The organism is Variovorax sp. AC103, from assembly GCF_979254005.1.
Genome location: NZ_CEEDFC010000022.1, coordinates 1 through 18,890 on the forward strand (window position 1 = coordinate 1; position 18,890 = coordinate 18,890).

General features: G+C 65.0%; 19 protein-coding genes and 1 pseudogene. 9 read left to right on the forward strand and 11 right to left on the reverse strand.

Annotation, left to right across the window (positions count from 1 at the left end):
* Positions 1 to 74: 74 nt before the first annotated feature.
* The 10 genes and pseudogenes from AC0IYU_RS26335 to bfr form a co-directional block, all read right to left on the reverse strand.
* Positions 75 to 227, reverse strand: a pseudogene (locus AC0IYU_RS26335) (energy transducer TonB); the annotation flags it as partial.
* Positions 228 to 346: 119 nt separating this feature from the next.
* A complete protein-coding gene (locus AC0IYU_RS26340; protein WP_472123072.1) occupies positions 347 to 619 on the reverse strand; it encodes a (2Fe-2S)-binding protein in 273 nt (90 codons plus the stop codon).
* Positions 620 to 745: 126 nt separating this feature from the next.
* Entirely contained in the window at positions 746 to 1,426 is a 681-nt protein-coding gene (locus AC0IYU_RS26345) for a Fe2+-dependent dioxygenase (RefSeq protein WP_472123075.1), read from the reverse strand.
* 89 nt (positions 1,427 to 1,515) lie between these two features.
* Positions 1,516 to 3,912 (reverse strand): catecholate siderophore receptor Fiu, encoded by a 2,397-nt coding sequence (locus AC0IYU_RS26350; RefSeq protein WP_472123078.1) that lies wholly within the window; start codon positions 3,910 to 3,912, stop codon positions 1,516 to 1,518.
* A gap of 230 nt (positions 3,913 to 4,142) precedes the next feature.
* The gene (locus AC0IYU_RS26355) at positions 4,143 to 5,507 is read right to left on the reverse strand and encodes a sulfite reductase subunit alpha (protein WP_472123081.1); all 1,365 of its coding nucleotides are present in this window, start codon (positions 5,505 to 5,507) and stop codon (positions 4,143 to 4,145) included.
* The gene (locus AC0IYU_RS26360) at positions 5,504 to 6,508 is read right to left on the reverse strand and encodes an FAD:protein FMN transferase (protein ID WP_472123084.1); all 1,005 of its coding nucleotides are present in this window, start codon (positions 6,506 to 6,508) and stop codon (positions 5,504 to 5,506) included. The genes AC0IYU_RS26355 and AC0IYU_RS26360 overlap by 4 nt, the downstream gene beginning before the upstream one ends.
* A 14-nt stretch (positions 6,509 to 6,522) precedes the next feature.
* Positions 6,523 to 7,329 (reverse strand): DUF4198 domain-containing protein, encoded by an 807-nt coding sequence (locus AC0IYU_RS26365; RefSeq protein ID WP_472123087.1) that lies wholly within the window; start codon positions 7,327 to 7,329, stop codon positions 6,523 to 6,525.
* Positions 7,330 to 7,391: 62 nt separating this feature from the next.
* Positions 7,392 to 7,892: a DUF2271 domain-containing protein gene (locus AC0IYU_RS26370; RefSeq protein WP_435444082.1), complete on the reverse strand. Its 501-nt coding sequence runs from the start codon at positions 7,890 to 7,892 to the stop codon at positions 7,392 to 7,394.
* Between the two features lie 60 nt (positions 7,893 to 7,952).
* Positions 7,953 to 8,597, reverse strand: coding sequence for a PepSY-associated TM helix domain-containing protein (locus AC0IYU_RS26375; protein ID WP_472123090.1), 645 nt, complete (start codon positions 8,595 to 8,597; stop codon positions 7,953 to 7,955).
* A 120-nt stretch (positions 8,598 to 8,717) separates the two neighbouring features.
* Positions 8,718 to 9,194 carry a bacterioferritin gene (gene bfr, locus AC0IYU_RS26380; protein ID WP_435435626.1) on the reverse strand — a complete coding sequence of 159 codons (477 nt, stop codon included), beginning with the start codon at positions 9,192 to 9,194 and terminating at the stop codon, positions 8,718 to 8,720.
* Between the two features lie 261 nt (positions 9,195 to 9,455).
* On the opposite strand from bfr, the gene ahpC reads away from it, so the two are divergent.
* Together ahpC and ahpF are read left to right on the forward strand one after the other, a co-directional pair.
* Positions 9,456 to 10,019, forward strand: coding sequence for an alkyl hydroperoxide reductase subunit C (gene ahpC, locus AC0IYU_RS26385; protein WP_056520682.1), 564 nt, complete (start codon positions 9,456 to 9,458; stop codon positions 10,017 to 10,019).
* 89 nt (positions 10,020 to 10,108) lie between these two features.
* Complete coding sequence (gene ahpF / locus AC0IYU_RS26390; protein ID WP_472123093.1) at positions 10,109 to 11,665, forward strand: alkyl hydroperoxide reductase subunit F; 1,557 nt, start codon at positions 10,109 to 10,111, stop codon at positions 11,663 to 11,665.
* A gap of 73 nt (positions 11,666 to 11,738) precedes the next feature.
* On the opposite strand, the gene ppsR is transcribed toward ahpF, so the two are convergent.
* Positions 11,739 to 12,560, reverse strand: coding sequence for a posphoenolpyruvate synthetase regulatory kinase/phosphorylase PpsR (gene ppsR / locus AC0IYU_RS26395; protein ID WP_435435628.1), 822 nt, complete (start codon positions 12,558 to 12,560; stop codon positions 11,739 to 11,741).
* Positions 12,561 to 12,751: 191 nt separating this feature from the next.
* Between ppsR and ppsA the strand changes: the two genes are divergently transcribed.
* From ppsA to dnaB, 7 genes are all read left to right on the forward strand, one after another.
* Positions 12,752 to 15,145, forward strand: coding sequence for a phosphoenolpyruvate synthase (gene ppsA, locus AC0IYU_RS26400; protein ID WP_472123096.1), 2,394 nt, complete (start codon positions 12,752 to 12,754; stop codon positions 15,143 to 15,145).
* 124 nt (positions 15,146 to 15,269) lie between these two features.
* Positions 15,270 to 15,734: a hypothetical protein gene (locus AC0IYU_RS26405; protein ID WP_472123099.1), complete on the forward strand. Its 465-nt coding sequence runs from the start codon at positions 15,270 to 15,272 to the stop codon at positions 15,732 to 15,734.
* Positions 15,735 to 15,850: 116 nt separating this feature from the next.
* Complete coding sequence (rpsF, locus tag AC0IYU_RS26410; protein WP_124458694.1) at positions 15,851 to 16,225, forward strand: 30S ribosomal protein S6; 375 nt, start codon at positions 15,851 to 15,853, stop codon at positions 16,223 to 16,225.
* A gap of 4 nt (positions 16,226 to 16,229) precedes the next feature.
* A complete protein-coding gene (priB, locus tag AC0IYU_RS26415) occupies positions 16,230 to 16,544 on the forward strand; it encodes a primosomal replication protein N (RefSeq protein WP_435435631.1) in 315 nt (104 codons plus the stop codon).
* Between the two features lie 18 nt (positions 16,545 to 16,562).
* Entirely contained in the window at positions 16,563 to 16,844 is a 282-nt protein-coding gene (gene rpsR / locus AC0IYU_RS26420) for a 30S ribosomal protein S18 (protein WP_007830781.1), read from the forward strand.
* A 12-nt stretch (positions 16,845 to 16,856) separates the two neighbouring features.
* Entirely contained in the window at positions 16,857 to 17,309 is a 453-nt protein-coding gene (gene rplI / locus AC0IYU_RS26425; RefSeq protein ID WP_472123102.1) for a 50S ribosomal protein L9, read from the forward strand.
* Between the two features lie 169 nt (positions 17,310 to 17,478).
* Complete coding sequence (gene dnaB, locus AC0IYU_RS26430) at positions 17,479 to 18,885, forward strand: replicative DNA helicase (protein WP_435483385.1); 1,407 nt, start codon at positions 17,479 to 17,481, stop codon at positions 18,883 to 18,885.
* The last annotated feature ends 5 nt before the right edge of the window (positions 18,886 to 18,890 follow it).

An 18,890-nucleotide genomic window follows, 5' to 3' on the forward strand; every position in this document is an offset into this window, starting at 1 on the left:
TTTAATGATACGGCGACCACCGAGATCTACACGTGTGGCGCTTCGTCGGCAGCGTCAGATGTGTATAAGAGACAGGGGATCACCACTTCGGCGGCGCGGCGCAGCAATCCGCTTTGCAGCGCCCAGAGCGCGGCCCCGTGAAAAAGGATGACGCCGCCCGCAATGACCACATTGCGGGACAGGCCGAGGAACGAGGGGGGAGGGGCAAAGCGGTCAGACACGATCAACCATTCGAGTGCGGGCACCGTGAAAGGTGCCCCGATTGCAGCAAAACCGCTACGAAGACGCGGCGTGCGTCGGCTTCATCACTTGTGAAAAATCCACCAGACCGAACCGGCGACCAGGATCAGGCTACCGCCGAGTGCCGAGACGAGTTCCATGCCTTGCTTTCCTTGATGGAGTTGGCAAGCTGGATCGCCCTTGGGCCCGTTTCGCAATTCAAGGCGGCAACCGGGTGAGAGGCGCTGCATTGCGCGACGATGTCGCGCGCACAACCTTCACACTGACCACACTGGGTGGCCACGCCGAGTTCGAACTGGACTTCGTCGAATGTCATGCCCGCGCGCACGTGACGTGCGATTTCGCGGTCGGAGACTCGGCGGCAGACGCAAACGATCATGGCGGTGAAAGCGGCAGTTGGCTGGCTGTTGGAAGTGACCGATTATAAATAAGAATCCATCGCATTTGCAATAACTATGCTGTTACCGGATCCTGCAGTGGCTTCGGCGGCGTCCCAGCCGCCCGTTCAGACCTCCGACCAGAGGCGCAGCAGGTTGTGATAGTGGCCGGTCAGCGCCACCGTTTCGTCGCATTCCAACAGGCGGCCGCGCAGTTTCTGGATGTTCTGGTCGAGCTCGAAAAGCATGCTGCGCTGCTGGTCGTTGCGCACCATGCTCTGCAGCCAGAAAAACGAGCACACCCGTGCGCCGCGTGTCACGGGGTGCACGCGGTGCAGGCTGCTCGCCGGATACAGGACCAGGTCGCCGGCCGGCAGCTTCACCTCGTGGGAGCCGTAGGTGTCGATCACTTCCAGCTCGCCGCCTTCGTAGTCGTCGGGGTCGCACAGGAAGAGGGTGCACGACAGGTCGGTGCGCAATTGCTGGCCGCTGCCGGGCAGCGTGCGCACCGCGCCGTCGACATGCAAGCCGTAGTGCTCGCCGCCTTCGTAGCGGTTGAACAAAGGCGGCACGAAGCGCAGCGGCAATGCCGCCGAAAAGAAAAGCGCGTTGCGCGCGAGCGCGGCGAGCACCGTGGCGCCGAGTTCGCGGCCCACGTGCGATTGCTCGGACAACTGCCGGTTGCGCTTGACCTGCGCGCCCTGGTCGCCAACCGTCTCCCGGCCATCGATCCAGTTCGTCGCGTCGAGCGCGGCGCGCATCTCGCGCACCTCGGCGGGACTGAGCACATCGGGCACATGCAGCATCATTTTTCAGGCACTCCGAAAACAGAAAAGCCCCGGCGCGGGCCGGGGCTCGAGTGTGGCACCGCCCCGCGCGGGAACGGTGCGCGCAACGGTCAGAACGCGAAGTTCGCGGTGACCTTGTACGAGCGGGGCGTGCCCGGCGTGTAACGGTAGCCGCTCTTGTTGATGGCTGCCACGTAGTCCTTGTCGAACAGGTTGTAGACGTTGAACTGGATGTCGACGTTCTTGTTGATGCGGTAGGAGGCCATTGCATCGAACACCCAGTAAGAGTCGACATACGCCGGCGTGCCGACCGCGCCGTCGCTGCCGCGCTGCAGCTTGCCGTTGTAGCGGGCACCGCCGCCGAGCGTCAGGCCGAACGGAAGCTGGTATGTGGTCCAGAGCGTGAAGGCTTTCTTCGGCGTGTAGGCGAGGGCGGTCGAGCCGTCGGCCAGCACCGAGGGGCCGCTCAGCACGCGGGTGTTCATGGTCGTGAACCCGGTGCTGACGCCCCAGTTTTCGGTCAGCGCACCCGACGCGCCGAGCTCGACGCCCTGCACGCGCTTCTTGCCGGTCTGGTAGTAGTTGGTGGTCACGCTGTCCTGCACGACCTCATTGCTGACGTCGGTGCGGTACAGCGCGGCGGTCAGGGCCACGCGCTTGTTCAGCACGTCCCACTTGGTGCCGAGTTCGTAGGTCTTGGCCTTCTGCGGCAGGAAGTCGGTGCGCGCGGCGCTGTTGCCGGTGCCGCCCGCTGCGAGCGCGAAGTTCGCACCGCCCGGGGGCTGCGCGGCGGTGCCGTAGGCGGCGTAGACGCTGCTGTTCTCGGTCGGCTTGTAGACCAGGCCGATCTTGCCGGACAGCAGGTTGTCCGACAGTTTCAGGTTGGTCGGCGTGATCGTCGTGGTCTGCGGGCCGTTGCCGGTGCGTGCCAGCGTCAGCGCGGTGGCGTTGTAGGTGGTCGAGTAGTGGTCGTAGCGCAGGCCGGCGGTCAGTTGCCACTGCTCATTGAACTTCAGCGTGTCGAAGGCGTACAGGCCGATGGTGTCGGTGCTGCCGTCCGAGCCGGTGCCGTTGGCGATGCGGTTGTAGCCGCTCACGTACGGGTTCGGGTTGTACAGGTTGGCGGCCGGCCAGGAACCGGCGGCCGCCAGCGTGGTGCCCACGCTCGCGAAGCCCGGGGCATAGAAGTTGTTGGCGCGCTGCGTTTCGCGGATGAACTCGACGCCACCGTTGAACGAGTGGCTGATGCCGCCCGTGTCGAACTTGGCCGACACGCTCGTCTGGTTGGTGAAGATCGTGTTTTCCTGGTCCTTGTTGGTCGGCAGGTTGCGCGTGACGGTCCAGCTTGCCGGGAGCGCCGGGATGACCGTGTTCAGGAAGCCCGCGTTGGCCGCCGGCAAGGTGCCGACGCCGTTCGTGGACGTCAGGCCGCCGCCCATGAAGGCCGTGAGCATGTAGTCCTGCGAGGTCTTGCCGTAGCGCGTGGTGTTGCGCAGCGTGACGTCGGGAGTCAGGTCGTGTTCGATGCGCGCGGTGAACATGTCCGCGGTCACGTTGTCGAAGTCCGAGCTCGTGCCGTAGAAGTTGCTCGAGTCCACGCGTGCCGCGGAGTTCAGGTAGGTGCGGCGAGCCAAACCCCTAGTGATCGCCGTTGCGTCCGGCGTCGAGTAGCCGGGCAGGCCGATGGTGGGCACGCCGCCGTCGGGCACGTTGTTCTGCTTGACGTGCAGGTAGTCCAGGAAGATGCGCGTCGGGCTGTTCAGGCCGAGCGCCAGCGACGGGGCGATGGCCGTGCGCTTGTTCTTCACCATGTCGCGGCCGGCCACGCCGCCGTCTTCGGTCACGGCGTTCAAGCGGAATGCCGCACCGATGCCGTTGGCGCTGCTGAGCGACTTGTTCCAGTCGACGCTGCCGCGCTTGAAGTCCGCGCTGCCGAAGCTCAGCGAACCCAGGAAGCTGTCCTCGAGCTTGGGCTTCTTGGTCACGAGGTTGATGTAGCCGGTGGGCGAGGTGCGGCCCACGTCGGTGCCCGACGGGCCCTTCACGACCTCGATCTGTTCGATGTTGAACACGTCGCGCGACACCGAGCCCAGGTCGCGGATGCCGTCGACAAAAATCGCGCTGGAGCTGTCGAAGCCGCGCATGTAGACGGCGTCGCCTGTGTTGGTGTTGCCGTTTTCCCCGAGGAAGAACGTGCCCACGCCGGGGGTGTTGCGCAGCGCTTCGGTCAGCGTGGTCGCGCCCTGGTCGCGAATGATCTGGTCCTTGATGACCTGGATGGTTTGCGGCGTGTTCACCAGCGGGGCCGTGAACTTGGGGTTGGCCGACGTGTCGGTCTTGTAGTCGTTGGTGACGGCGGAGTCCTGCACCTGGACTTCCGGCAACGCGTTGGACGACTGGGCGAAGGCGCCTGGAGCCGCAAGGGCCATCAGCGTGGCGGCAGCAGCGCCGGAAAGGTGTGGAACTGCGCGCGCAACGGCGTGTTTGCGGCTCTTGATGTAGGCCATGAAGTTTTCTCCGGAAAGGGCGGCGGCTAGGACTCGACTGGCGACGTCTCGACGGCGGCGTTCTCGCGGGAGAAGCGGGCGGACTGGCTGGGTGAGTCGATCTACAAAGCTTTTGTAAATCGGTGCGAATGATATTGTTTCTCAATACGAAAGCGCACGGCAACGTTGCATTAATCCTAAAGTTAAGCCCGGTTTGTTGCTGACACGCAACTGACCAGGTACTTCGAGTCTCAGTAGACGTCTCGGCGATAGCGGCCGCTGGCCGTCAGGTCTCTCACGAAGGCTTCCCCTGCAACCTGCCGAAGGGCCGCATCCACGCCGGAAGCCATGCCCTGCAGACTGCCGCAGACGTAGATGGCCGCGCCATCGCGCAGCCACTGCAGCAAGGCGTCGGCCGACTGCAGCAGCCGGTGCTGCACGTACAGACGCTCCGGCTGGTCGCGCGAGAACACCATGTCCAGCCGCTGCAGCACGCCGCTGGCCTGCCAGGCCTCTATTTCTTCGCGGTACAGGAAGTCATGGGCCGCCTGGCGTTCGCCGAACACGAGCCAGTTGTCGTGCCTGGCCGCAGCGGCACGTGCGCGCAGATGCGCTCGCAGGCCGGCCAGCCCGGTGCCGTTGCCGATGAGGATCAGCGGCCGCGTCTCGTTGCCGTCCAGGCGGAAGCCGCGATGCGGCCGCAGGCGCAGGGAGACGGTGTCGCCCATGGCGAGCGTGGACGTGAGCAGGCCCGAGGCCGCACCCAGGGTGCCGTCCGGACGTTGCTCCTGCCGAACGAGCAACTGCAACTCGCCGTCGGCGTGCAGCGACGCGATCGAGTAGTCGCGCGGATGCGTGGGGTCGCTGGCCACGCTGACCTGCACCAGGTCGCCGGAGGCCCAGTACGGCATGGCTCCGCCCTGTGGCACCAGCCCCAGGTGAAAGGCCGGTGCGCCCGTGCTGCCGGGATTGAGCTGTTCGCGCGCAACGAGGCGCCACTGCGTGAATGCGGCGGCCACCGCTTCCTGCGTGCCTTCCCCCGACGTGCTGCCCCATCGGGCCTGCCAGGCCGCCAACGCAGCCGGGTCGCTGTTGTCGACTTCGATGCGGTCGAACTCGGGCACCGCCCCGGTTGCCTGCAGCCACTCGTCGAGCGCTCGACCGAAGCCGCAGAAGTGGGCGTACTGGCGGTCGCCCAGTGCCAGCACGGCATAGCGAAGCGAGGGCAGTGCGGGTGACGCCCCCATCACCTGCTCGGCGAACACGCTGGCGCCGTCCGGCGCGTCGCCTTCGCCGTAAGTGCTGGCGACGAACAGCGCGCGCCTCGCACCTGCCAGCGTGGCGGTGTCGAGCGCGTTCAGTTCCATGACGCGCGCGGGCGTGCCGGCGGCGCTCAGTTGCCGGGCGGTCTGCCAGGCGATGGCTTCGGCCTGGCCAGTCTGGCTGGCAAACAGCACCAGCGCCGCAGGTTCGTCGCCGCCTGCCGAGAGTTCGGCGGCGTCGCGCGCCGCGACCACGCGCTGCCTGCGCGCACGTGCATAGACCGACGCGCAAAGCGCCGCGTAGGCCACCACGGTCGAGCTCGCGCCCAGTGCGCGCCACGCGGTGTCGTTCATGCCTCGGCGGGCGCGGGCCACGCGCGCGTGGCGCGCGCCGGGGGCGATGCGTCGTCACGGCTCACGAACAGCGCGGCGATCTCGTGGCGCTGCGCAAAGTCGAATCCGGCCTGCGGGCCCAACACCGTCAGCACGGTCGCCAGTGCATCGGCCTGCATGCACTCCGCGTGCAGCACCGTCACGCTGGCCAGCGCATGCGCGGCGGGCTCGCCCGTGCGCGGATCGATGGTGTGCGACCAGCGGCGTCCCTCATGCGAACGCTGGTGCCACCGGTCGCCCGAGGTCGCGATCGCCATGTCGGCCAGGGCGATGCGCTGTGCCGAAGCCGCATCGCCGTCGACCAGCACTTGCCATGCCTGGCCACCGGGGCGGCGCCCGACGCCCCGCAGTTCCCCGCCGATCTCGAAGAGCAGGTCGGTGAGGCCGAGCGCGCGCAACGCCTCGACGCCATGGTCGACCGCGAAGCCCTTGGCGATGCCTGACAGGTCGAGCGTGAAGCCGCCCGGTTGCAGCAGCGAGCCGCCTGCCGCATCGAAAGCCAGGTGCGGCCAGCCGGTGCGCGCGCGGGCGGCGGCCAGGGCCTGTGCATCGGGCAGGCAGTCATGTCGCGCCTCGGGGCCGAAGCCCCAGCAAGCGACCAGCGGACCGACGGTGGGGTCGATCGCGCCGTCGCTCGCTTCTGCCCAGCGGGCGGCGCAGCGCATCACTTCGGCGAATTCCGCCGGCAGCACGTGGCGCGAGCCGCCCGGCGCACGGTTGAAGCGGCCGATGTCCGAGTCCGGCTCCCAGTGGCTCATCTGCGCCACCACGCGCGCCAGCGCTGTTTCGACGCTGCCGCGCACGTCCGCCAGCGGCAACATGCGCGGGTTGTCGAAGCGCAGCGACCACGTGGTGCCCATGGTCGGGCCGCCCAATTGCTGCAGGGTGGCGGGATCGGCGGGGCGCGGAACGGCCGCGTTGGCGTAGCCGCCCGCGCGCCAGGTGCTGAACGAAAGGCCCAAGGTGCCTGGCTGCCTCAGGGCATCACTTCGAGGGTGGCCGCGTAGCTCAGGCGGCGCTCCTTGGCCTGCGGCACCGTGGTCTTGGTGTCCTTGGTGCTGGCGTCGAGCCAGTACATGCCGGCGGCCGGCCACGTCACGCTGAACTGGCCCTTGTCGTCGGTCTTGATCTTGACCTCTTCGAGCTTGTCGCGATATTGCGTGTTGCCTGCAGTCACGGTCACTTCGAGGTCCTTGGCGGGCTGGCCGTCGAGGTTCAGCGTGAAGGTCGCCTTTTCGCCCTTGACCAGGTCGGTAGGGCTGCCTGCGGCGATCAGTTCCAGGCCCTGGCCGATGGGCTTGAGCACCGACGGCTTGCCCACCGTGACGAAGGTCTCCACGCGGCCGGACGACTGGCTGATCGTCACGTCCTGCGCGTCGGGCGGAACTTCCCGGGCGATGGTCTCGGCCGTGCCGCGCGCGCGCTTGGTCTGGCCGGTGGCCTTGTCCTTCCAGCTCGCGAACGCGCCGGCGTTGATCACCGCGATGCGGTAGGTGCCCGGTTGCGCGACGCTCACGTCGAACACGCTGCGCTGCTTGAGTTTGGCTTCGGTCTCGGGCTTGACGGTGCTGCCGTCGGGCGCGGTGATCTGCAGGCCGTCGAGCCGCATGGCCGCGTGGTTGGCGACGAACAGGTCGTTGGAGATCGCGGCATCGACGCTCACGGTGTCGGCCTTGGAGAAGACCGTGGACGAGGGCAGCAGCCAGGCGTTGTGCGCCTGCGCCAACGAGGCGGCGGACACGGCGATGGCGAGGGCGGCGGCGCGCAGGGGGAAGTGGTTCATGGCAGGGGTCCTTGGTGTGGCGGGCTGTGGCGGGCGGTAGAGGGCGTTCGGCGAAAGGGCGATCAGGGCTTGAGTTCGAGCTTGATCTCGCCGAGCTCTTCCTTGCCGGTCGCGGTCGGTTGCGCAGCGGCGGTCGGTGGCCACTGGAAGGGAATGCTCACGACTTCGCGGCCGCCGACTTCGCGCGCGGCTTCCACCACCAGCTTGTAGGCGCCGGGCGCGAGCCTGGGCATCGGCGCCGTGCCTTCGGTGAAGCTCAGCTGGTGCTTGCCCGCGGGCTTGGTGGCACCCGTGACGCCATCCACCGGTACCGCGAGTTCACGCCCGCCGCGGCGCCACCACTGGCGCATGTCCTTCAACCACTTCGTGCCTTCGCCCTCGGGGTTGTTGGTCTTGGTGCGCACGTCGTACCAGACGGCCAGCGTGCCGGCGACCGTGTTGTCGGCGCGCTCGATCCAGGTCGCCACGTAGGGGCGGTGGTACTCGGATGCGTTCAGCCGCGGAATCTCGATGTTGACGGCCAGGCCGGCCGCGAAGGCCGGTGCTGCGAACAGCGCCGACATGGCCAGTGGCGCGAGGGAATAGCGAACGTGCACGGGAAACCTCTTTCCTGGATCGATGAATCAATGAATGAACAGCAGCGCGAGCAGCACCGGGATGACCAGGCCCATGCCCACCATCGGCCAGGTGAACGGGCGGTTGCCCGCGTGCATCTTGAGAATGAACAGCCCGGTGATCGAGAAGACCAGCGCGGCGCCCGCGAAGATGTCGATGAACCAGCTCCACGCGGTGCCGGTGTTGCGGCCCTTGTGCAGGTCGTTGAAGTAGGAGAGCCAGCCGCGGTCGGTGCGCTCGTATTCGATCTCGCCGTCGGCCAGGCTCAGCCGCAGCCATGCATCGCCACCAGGGCGGGGGAGCGAGAGATAGATTTCGTCGTCCGACCATTCGGCCTCGCGCCCGGCGGTGCCGATGTCCCAGTGCTTTTGAACCCATGCCTGGAGCTCGGAGGGCAGCGGGGCCTTGCCCTTCTGGGCCTTGGCGGCGGGCAGTTGCTTTTCGAGCACCGCGCGAAGCGGTTCGTCGATCGTGCCGCTCAGCTTCGTGATGGCGGGCTTGGCCTCGATCTGTCCCGCGTGGTTGAGGGTGAAGCCCGTCACGCTGAACAGGATCATGCCGATCAGGCAGATCGCCGAGCTGACCCAATGCCATTCGTGCAGGGTCTTGAGCCAGTAGGAACGGCGGCGGTTGTCGGTGCGGGCGGCAGTCATCGAAGGCGCGGATTCTATCCGCGCGAATGAGAATGACTGTTATTCGCGGAGCGTTAAGTTACGTAAAGCAATAAAAAACGGGACCGAAGTCCCGTTGCGCTGGCTGGTGCGAAGCCTTGTTTATTCGAGCTCGCCCATCTGCGATTGCAGGTAGTTCTGCAGGCCGACGCGGTCGACCAGGTCGATCTGGGTTTCGAGGAAGTCGATGTGTTCTTCGGTGTCGTCCAGAATTTCTTGCAGCAGGTCGCGCGAGACATAGTCGCGCACCAGTTCGCAGTGCTGGATGCCGTCCTTGATGGTGGCTTGCGCGCCGGTTTCGGCGCCGAGGTCGCAACGCAGCAGTTCGGGCACGTCTTCGCCGATGTTCAGCTTGCCTAGGTCCTGCAGGTTCGGCAGGCCGTCGAGCATGAAGATGCGGTCCATCAGCTTGTCGGCATGCTTCATTTCGCCGATCGACTCTTCGTATTCCTTCTTCGCCAGCTTGTCCAGGCCCCAGTGCTTGAGCATGCGGTAGTGGAGGAAGTACTGGTTGATTGCGGTCAGCTCGTTTTTGAGCTGCGCCTGCAGATGTTCGATGACCTTGGGGTCGCCCTTCATGATCGTTTTCCTTGTTCTGAAAACGTGGATTGTCCGGGTCCTCGCAGGGGCCGTGCAACCATTCCCCTGCGCAGTCGGTCTGCATGCGTACGAGGGTGATATGCGTTCGTATCCGGGCGGTGGCGAAAGCGGCTGGACCTTTGCTTTTCATAGGCCGCACCGATGCAATCGATAGTTCATTACTATCAAAATGTATTATTCGGTAGCTATACTCATGGCTCGCACTTATTTTTGTCCACCCGCAGCATCCAAGGAATCACCATGTCCCTGATCAACACCCAAGTCCAGCCCTTCAAGACCCAGGCCTACCTCAACGGCAAGTTCATCGACGTTTCCGACGAGACGCTCAAGGGCAAGTGGTCCGTGCTGATCTTCATGCCGGCGGCCTTCACCTTCAACTGCCCGACCGAAGTCGAAGACGCGGCCGACAACTACCCCGAGTTCCAGAAGCTGGGTGCCGAGGTCTATATCGTGACCACCGATACGCACTTCTCGCACAAGGTGTGGCACGACACGTCGCCGGCCGTCGGCAAGGCCAAGTTCCCCCTGGTCGGCGACCCGACCCACACGCTGACCAACGCTTTCGGCGTGCACATCCCCGAAGAAGGCCTGGCACTGCGCGGCACCTTCGTGATCAACCCCGACGGCATCATCAAGACCGCCGAAGTGCACTCCAACGAAATCGCCCGCGACGTCAAGGAAACCCTGCGCAAGCTCAAGGCAGCTGTCTACACCGCCGCCCACCCGAACGAAGTCTGCCCGGCCAAGTGGAATGACGGTGACAAGACCATCGCACCGTCGTTCGACCTCGTCGGCAAGATCTAAGCGCCCCGCGCGAAAGCCCGGGCGCTCACGAGGCCCCGGGCTTTTTTGTCCCCAGTTGATAGTTTTCAGTTATCGAAAGAGAGTCCCTCATGCTCGACGCAAACACCAAAGCCCAATTGAAGAGTTACCTCGAACGTGCCACGCAGCCGATCGAGATCGTCGCCTCCCTCGACGACAGCAAGGCCTCGGGCGAAGTGTTGTCGCTGCTGAAGGACGTGGCCGATTCGTCCCCGCTCGTCAAGCTGACCGAAAGCCGCGACGACAACCACCGCAAGCCCTCGTTCTCGGTCAACCGCCCGAGCGAAAACCACGGCCCGCGTTTCGCCGGCCTGCCGATGGGCCATGAATTCACCTCGCTGATCCTTGCGTTGTTGCAGATCGGCGGCTACCCCCCGAAGGTCGAGCAGGCCGTGCTCGACCAGATCAAGGCGCTCGACGGCGACTTCGAGTTCGAGATCTACGTTTCGCTCACCTGCCACAACTGCCCCGACGTGGTTCAGGCGCTGAACCTGATGGCGGTGCAGAACCCGCGCATCCGCGCCACCATGATCGAGGGCGGCACCTTCCAGGACGAAGTGAAGGAACGCCAGATCATGGCCGTGCCGACCGTGTTCCTCAACGGCACCGAGTTCGGCCAGGGGCGCATGAGCCTGGAAGAAATCCTCGCCAAGATCGACACCAGCGGTGTGGAGCGCGAAGCCAAGAAGATCGCCGCCAAGGACCCGTTCGACGTGCTGATCGTCGGCGGCGGTCCCGCAGGCGCAGCGGCCGCGGTGTACGCAGCCCGCAAGGGCATCCGCACCGGCGTGGCCTCGGAGCGCTTCGGCGGCCAGGTGCTGGACACCCTGGGCATCGAGAACTTCATTTCGATCAAGGAAACCGAAGGCCCCAAGTTCGCACACGCGCTCGAAGAGCATGTGCGTGATTACGACGTCGACATCATGAATCTGCAGCGTGCCAAGGCGCTGGTGCAGGGCAAGGACCTGATCGAAGTGCAGCTCGAAAGCGGCGCTTCGCTCAAGAGCAAGACGGTCATCATCTCGACGGGCGCGCGCTGGCGCAACATCAACGTGCCCGGCGAGCACGAGTTCAAGAACAAGGGCGTGGCCTACTGCCCGCATTGCGACGGCCCGCTGTTCAAGGGCAAGCGCGTGGCGGTGGTCGGCGGCGGCAACTCGGGCGTCGAAGCGGCGATCGACCTGGCCGGCATCGTGGGCCATGTCACGCTGATCGAGTTCGACACCCAACTGCGCGCAGACGCCGTGCTGCAGCGCAAGCTCAAGAGCCTGAAGAACGTCGACATCTTCACCAACGCGCAGACCACCGAGATCACCGGCGACCAGAAGGTCAACGGCCTGGTCTACAAGGACCGTGCGTCGGGTGAGCTCAAGACGGTCGCGCTGGAAGGCGTGTTCATCCAGATCGGCCTGGTGCCCAACACCGACTGGCTCAAGGGCGTGGTCGAGCTGTCGAAGCATGGCGAAATCATCGTGGATGCACGCGGCCAGACCTCCGTGCCGGGCGTGTTCGCGGCCGGCGATGCGACCACGGTGCCGTTCAAGCAGATCATCATCGCGGCCGGCGACGGCGCAAAGGCGGCGCTCGGCGCGTTCGACCATCTGATCCGCACTTCGGCCCCTGCCTGAAGACGCATCGGCGCATGCGCCACGCAAGAGCGCCCGCTTGCCGGGCGCTCTTGCTATTTAAAAGATATCAGTTTCAGTAGTTGAGCCGCTCGGGCCGCAGCTCCTGCAGGATCGTCGTTGCGATTTCCTCGATCGACTTGGTGGTGGTCGACAGCCAGCGGATGCCGCCACGCCGCATCATCGCCTCGGCCTCGCTCACTTCGTGGCGGCAGTTTTCCAGGCTGGCGTAGCGCGAGTTGGGCCGGCGCTCGTTGCGGATCTCGCTGAGCCGCTCGGGCTGGATGGTCAGGCCGAACATCTTCTTGCGGTGCGGGGTGAGGGCGGGAGGCAGCTGGCGGCGGTCGAAGTCTTCCGGAATCAGCGGGTAGTTGGCCGCCTTCAGGCCGTGCTGCATGGCCAGGTAGAGCGAGGTCGGCGTCTTGCCGCTGCGGCTCACGCCCACAAGGATGACGTCGGCGCCTTCCAGGTCGCGGTTGCTCTGGCCGTCGTCGTGCTGCAGGCTGAAGTCGATCGCGGCGATGCGGTCGTTGTATTCCTTGCTCTTGCTGACGTCGCTGAAGCGGCCGATGCGGTGGTTCGACTTCATGGCCAGCTCGATTTCCAGCGGCCGCACGAAGGTGCCGAACATGTCCAGCAGCATGCCCTTGCAGCCGGTCTCGATCACTTCCAGCACGTCCATGTTGGCCAGCGTGGTGAAGACGATGGGGCGCACGCCCTCGAGTTCGGCCGTGTGGTTGATGTGGCGCACCGCCTGGTGGGCCTTGTCGACCGTGTCGGTGAAAGGCAGGCGCACATGGCGCGGCTTCATCTCGAACTGGGCGAGAACGGCGTTGCCGAAAGTCTCAGCGGTGATGCCGGTGCCGTCGGAAATGAAGAAAACAGTGCGTGTATGCATGGTGTTGCTCTTGCGGCCTTGTCCTGCGGCGCGCGCGACCTTGCCACGCCTACAATTCGGGCCATTATCGGGAATCCGCTTTCCCAGCCCCCCATTTTTTCCATGCACGCCGCGCCCGCACCCAAAGCAACGACAACGATCGTGCCGCGCCGTCTGCATGCGGCACCGGTTTCAACTTCTGGAGCTTCCCCATGTCTGCACTTTTCGACGCGACCGCCCTGGTCGTACCGTTTGAAAACCTGAGAATGACCGACGTCGAGGCGGTTGGCGGCAAGAACGCCAGCCTCGGCGAAATGATCTCGCAGCTGCCGCAGGGCGTGCGTGTGCCCACCGGTTTCGCGACCACGGCGCACGCATTCCGCCAGTTCCTGGCCCACGACGGCCTGGCCGACAAGATCAGCAAGCGCCTGGCCGCACTCGACACCGAGGACGTGCGCGCCCTGGCCACCGCGGGCGCGGAGATCCGCGCCATGGTCGAAAACCAGCCGTTTCCGGCCGACCTGCAGAAAGCCATCGGCGAAGCCTTTGCCACGCTGAGTGCCGGTAACCCCGAGGCGTCGTTTGCCGTGCGTTCTTCAGCCACCGCCGAAGATTTGCCCGACGCGTCGTTCGCGGGCCAGCAGGAAACCTTCCTGAACGTGGTCGGCATCGAGGACGTGCTGCACAAGATGAAGGAGGTGTTCGCCTCCCTCTACAACGACCGCGCCATCAGCTACCGCGTGCACAAGGGCTTCGAGCACGACGTGGTCGCGCTGTCGGCCGGCGTGCAGCGCATGGTGCGCTCCGACCTCGGCGCCGCCGGCGTCATGTTCACCATCGACACCGAGTCGGGCTTCGACCAGGTGGTGTTCATCACCTCGAGCTACGGCCTGGGCGAGACGGTGGTGCAGGGCGCCGTGAACCCCGACGAGTTCTACGTGCACAAGCCGACGCTGCGCGCCGGAAAGCGCGCCGTCATCCGCCGCAACCTGGGCTCCAAGCTCATCCAGATGGAGTTCGCCACCCCTGAAGAGAAGAAGGCGAGCGGCAAGCTGGTGAAGACCACCGACGTCAAGGCCGAGCAGCGCAACCGCTACTCGCTGAGCGACGCCGACGTCGAGCAACTGGCCAAGTACGCGCTGGTCATCGAAGAACATTACGGCCGTCCAATGGACATCGAGTGGGGCAAGGACGGCACCGACGGCCTGCTCTACATCCTGCAGGCGCGCCCCGAAACCGTGAAGAGCCAGCAGCAGGGCAAGGCCGAGCAGCGCTACAAGCTGCTGGGCAAGGGCGCAGTGCTCGCCGAAGGCCGTGCCATCGGCCAGAAGATCGGCACCGGCCCCGTGCGCCTGGTGCACAGCATCAGCGAAATGGACAAGGTCCAGGCCGGCGACGTGCTCGTCACCGACATGACCGACCCCAACTGGGAACCGGTGATGAAGCGCGCGGCCGCCATCGTCACCAACCGCGGCGGGCGCACCTGCCACGCGGCCATCATCGCGCGCGAGCTCGGCATTCCGGCCGTGGTCGGCTGCGGCGACGCGACCGACCTGCTGAAGGACGGCACGCTGGTCACCGTGAGCTGCGCCGAAGGCGACACCGGCTTCATCTACGACGGCCTTCTCGAAACTGAAGTCACCGAAGTGCAGCGCGGCGTGATGCCCGAGATCGACATCAAGCTGATGATGAACGTGGGCAACCCGCAGCTGGCCTTCGACTTCGCGCAACTGCCGAACCACGGCGTGGGCCTGGCCCGGCTCGAGTTCATCATCAACAACAACATCGGCGTGCACCCGAAGGCCATCCTGGACTATCCGAACGTCGACAACGACCTGAAGAAGGCCGTGGAGTCGGTGGCCCGCGGCCATGCCTCGCCGCGCGCGTTCTACGTCGACAAGGTGGCCGAGGGCATCGCGACCATTGCCGCCGCGTTCTGGCCCAAGCCGGTCATCGTGCGTCTGTCGGACTTCAAGTCGAACGAGTACCGCAAGCTCATTGGCGGCAGCCGCTACGAGCCGGAGGAAGAAAACCCGATGCTGGGCTTCCGCGGTGCCGCGCGCTACCTGAGCGCCGACTTTGGCGAGGCCTTCGCCATGGAGTGCGAAGCTCTGAAGCGCGTGCGCAACGACATGGGCCTGGTCAACGTGCAGATCATGGTGCCCTTCGTGCGCACCCTGGGCCAGGCAGAGCGCGTGACCGGCCTGCTCGGCGAGCACGGCCTGAAGCGCGGCGAGAACGAGCTCAAGCTGATCATGATGTGCGAGGTGCCGAGCAACGCCATCCTGGCCGACGAGTTCCTGCAGTTCTTCGACGGCTTCTCGATCGGTTCGAACGACCTGACCCAGCTCACGCTGGGCCTGGACCGCGACTCCGGCCTGGAACTGCTGGCGGCCGACTTCGACGAGCGCGACCCGGCGGTGAAAGCCCTGCTGAGCCGTGTCATCAAGTCCTGCAAGGCGCAGGGCAAGTACGTCGGCATCTGCGGACAGGGCCCCAGCGACCACCCGGACTTTGCGCTGTGGCTGGCCGATGAAGGCATCGAGTCGATCTCGCTGAACCCCGACAGCGTGATCGACACCTGGCAGCAGCTCGCCAAGCGCTGAGGCCACGAATGGCGGAAATCCCCATCGGGGGATTCCCGCTGTCGGTGGGCGTTTTTGAAACAAATTGCGTAATTGATGCCAGACTTGCGAGATTCACGGGCGCATCCCGGAAGGGAAGACCACCATGATTCTTGTGAAGACGCAAACCGGCCATCAGGCCTTGAAAGACCGCTCGGTCACGCTGTCGCCGCGCCAGCGCTCGGCGTTCATTCTTTTCGACGGCAAGCGCTCGCTCGACGACGTGCTGGCGGCCGGCATGGGCATTGCGCGCGAGGACATCGACCACCTGGTCGAACTCGGCATGTTGGCGCCTGTTGCCGGCGCCTCCGGGGTGCCCGCTGGCGCGGTTTCCCAGTCGGGTCCCGTGGTGGCACCGGCCGTCTCCGGGCGCAGCAACCAGCAGCGCTACAAGGACGCCTATCCCATCGCCACGCAACTCACCGGCAGCCTGGGCCTGATGGGTTTCCGGCTGAACCTGCAGGTCGAGGGCACCGCGAGCTACGAGGACCTGGTCGCGCTGGTGCCGAAGATCCGCGCGGCGGTCGGCGCCGAGAAGGCTGCGCCGCTGGACAAGGCGCTCAACGACTGAGCGCCTTGCCGGCATGCGCATTCCAGGGCTATAATCGTGGGCTTTCCCTTGCCACACTGCGCCGGACGCTGCAGGTGGCTTTTTTCTCTTCTTCGGAAGAATCCACAAGGAGTGCCATGCGTCACTACGAAATCATTTTGCTGATCCACCCGGATCAGAGCGAACAAGTTCCGGCCATGCTGGAGCGCTACAAGGGCCTGATCACGGCCGGCGGCGGCAAGATCCACCGCGTCGAAGACTGGGGCCGCCGTCAGTTGGCTTACCAGATCAACAAGCTCAACAAGGCGCACTACCTGTGCGTCAACATCGAAGCTGAGCAAACCGTGATGGGCGAACTCGAGCACGCGTTCAAGTTCAACGACGCCGTGCTGCGCCACCTGACCGTTCAGAAGAAGAAGGCCGACACCGGTCCTTCGTCGATGATGAAGACGGTCGAGCGCGAAGAAGCCCGCAAGGCTCAGCAGGCCGAATACGCCGCCAACAACAACTGATGGTGTGAGTGCCGCCGCTGCGGCAACAGGGGTCAATCAGCTGTTGCTGACTGCCTCGGTTGCCGAACTCGGAGCTCTGCGATACACCCCAGCCGGCTTGCCCGCCATCGACCTGAAGCTCGAACACGAGTCGACGCTCCAGGAGGCGGGAAAGCCCAGGCAGGTGAAGGCGGCCCTCAAGGCCGTTGCCTTCGGCGCCATCGCCGAACGGCTCGCAAGGCAGTCCATGGGGAGTCTCTGGCGTTTCCAGGGGTTTCTCGCGACACCGGGCAACGGCAAGCATCCGGTCCTGCATGTGCAGGACTTCCAGCAAGATTAATTTTTCGAGAGGTCCATCATGGCCACGTTCAAGAAATTCAACAAAGACAAGCGCCCCAAGCGCAACACCCAGTCGCTGCTGTTCAAGCGCAAGCGCTTCTGCCGCTTCACCGTCGCTGGCGTCGAAGAAATCGACTACAAGGACATCGACACGCTGCGTGACTTCATCAGCGAAAACGGCAAGATCATTCCCGCACGCCTGACCGGCACGCGCGCGATCTACCAACGCCAGCTGAACACCGCCATCAAGCGCGCGCGCTTCCTGGCCATGGTGCCGTACAGCGACCAGCACCGCGTCTAAGGAGCCCAGACCATGCAAATCATTCTTCTGGACAAGGTTGTCAACGTCGGTGCCCTGGGCGATATCGTCAAGGTCAAGGACGGCTACGCACGCAACTTCCTGATCCCGACGGGCCTGGCCCGCCGTGCGACGGCCTCCAACAAGGCCGAATTCGAAGCCAAGCGCGCCGAACTCGAAAAGGCTGCGGCTGCCAAGCTGGCCGAGTCGCAAGCTCAAGGCGAAAAGCTCGGTGGCACGACCATCAAGCTGACGCAAAAGGCCGGCGTCGACGGTCGCCTGTTCGGTTCGGTCACCAACGGCGACATCGCCGAAGAGCTGAACAAGCAAGGCTACAAGGTCGTCAAGGCGCAAGTGCGCCTGCCCAACGGGCCGATCAAGGTTGTTGGCGACAGCACGGTGAGCGTTTCGCTGCACACCGACGTGGTGGTCGACATCAACGTGACGGTCTACGGCGAAACCGCCTGATCGTTCATAGCGCGTGAGCGCTGCAGCAAAAGCCGCCTTCGGGCGGCTTTTCTTTTTGTGCGTCGGAGTTGTTCAGCCGATTGCACCGGAAGATCACCGTTTATTCACAACCTTGTCCACACACGCGGGTGCGTGCGCGGCTTAGCATGCAGGGTTGCAAGGGAAGTCCATGTCTGCCGTTTTCTCCTATGCCGACAATGACCCGTCGGCCGACCGCCAAGTTGCCAAGCTGCGCATTCCGCCTCATTCCATCGAGGCCGAATCGAGCGTGCTCGGCGGCCTGCTGCTCGACAACGGCGCCTGGGACCGCATGGGCGACCTGCTGGTCGACGGCGACTTCTACCGGCACGAGCACAAGCTGATCTACGCCGCCGTCGGCGGGTTGATCAATGCCAGCAAGCCGGCCGACGTGATCACTGTCTACGAGCAGTTGCAGAACATTGGCAAGGCCGACGAGATCGGCGGGCTGGTCTACCTGAACTCGCTGGCGCAGTACGTGCCCAGTGCGAGCAACATCCGGCGCTATGCGGAGATCGTGCGCGAGCGTTCGATCCTGCGCAAGCTGGTGTCGGCCGCCGACGAGATCGCGACCAACGCGTTCAATCCGCAGGGCAAGGCGGTCGACAAGATCCTGGACGAAGCCGAGCAGAAGATCTTCAACATCGGCGAAGAAGGCACGCGGATGAAGCAGGGCTTCCAGAGCATGGATGCCCTGGTGGTCGAACTGCTCGACCGCGTGACGGAGATGGCCGAGAACCCGAATGACGTCACCGGCGTGCGCACCGGCTTCCACGACTTCGACAAGATGACCTCGGGCCTGCAGCCGGGCGACATGATCGTGCTGGCCGCGCGTCCGTCGATGGGGAAGACCTCGCTCGCGATCAACATCGCCGAGCACGTGGCCCTCGAAGAAGGGCTGCCGGTGGCGGTGTTCTCGATGGAAATGGGCGCCTCGCAGCTGGCGGTGCGTATCGTGGGCTCGATCGGCCGCATCGACCAGGGTCACCTGCGCACCGGCAAGCTCAGCGACGAAGAGTGGCCGCGCCTGACAGAAGCCATCGAGAAGCTGCGCACCGTGTCGCTGCACATCGACGAGACGCCGGGCCTGTCGACCAGCGAGTTGCGCGCCAACGCGCGCAGGCTCGCGCGCCAGTACGGGCGCCTCGGCCTGATCGTGGTCGACTACCTGCAGCTCATGTCGACCAGCAGTTCGGGCGACGAGAACCGCGCCACGGCCGTGGGCGAAATCTCGCGCGGCCTGAAGATGCTGGCCAAGGAACTGAAGTGCCCGGTGATCGCGCTGTCGCAGCTCAGCCGGGGTGTGGAAAGCCGCACCGACAAGCGCCCCATGATGAGCGACTTGCGCGAGTCCGGCGCCATCGAGCAGGACGCGGACATCATCATGTTCATCTACCGCGACGACTACTACAACAAGGAGTCGAAGGAGCCGGGCGTGGCCGAGGTGATCATCAGCAAGCACCGCAACGGCCCGACCGGCACCATCAAGCTGGCCTTCCTGAAGCCGATCACCAAGTTCGAGAACCTGGTCGGCTACAGCAACAGCGACCAGTATTGAGCGGG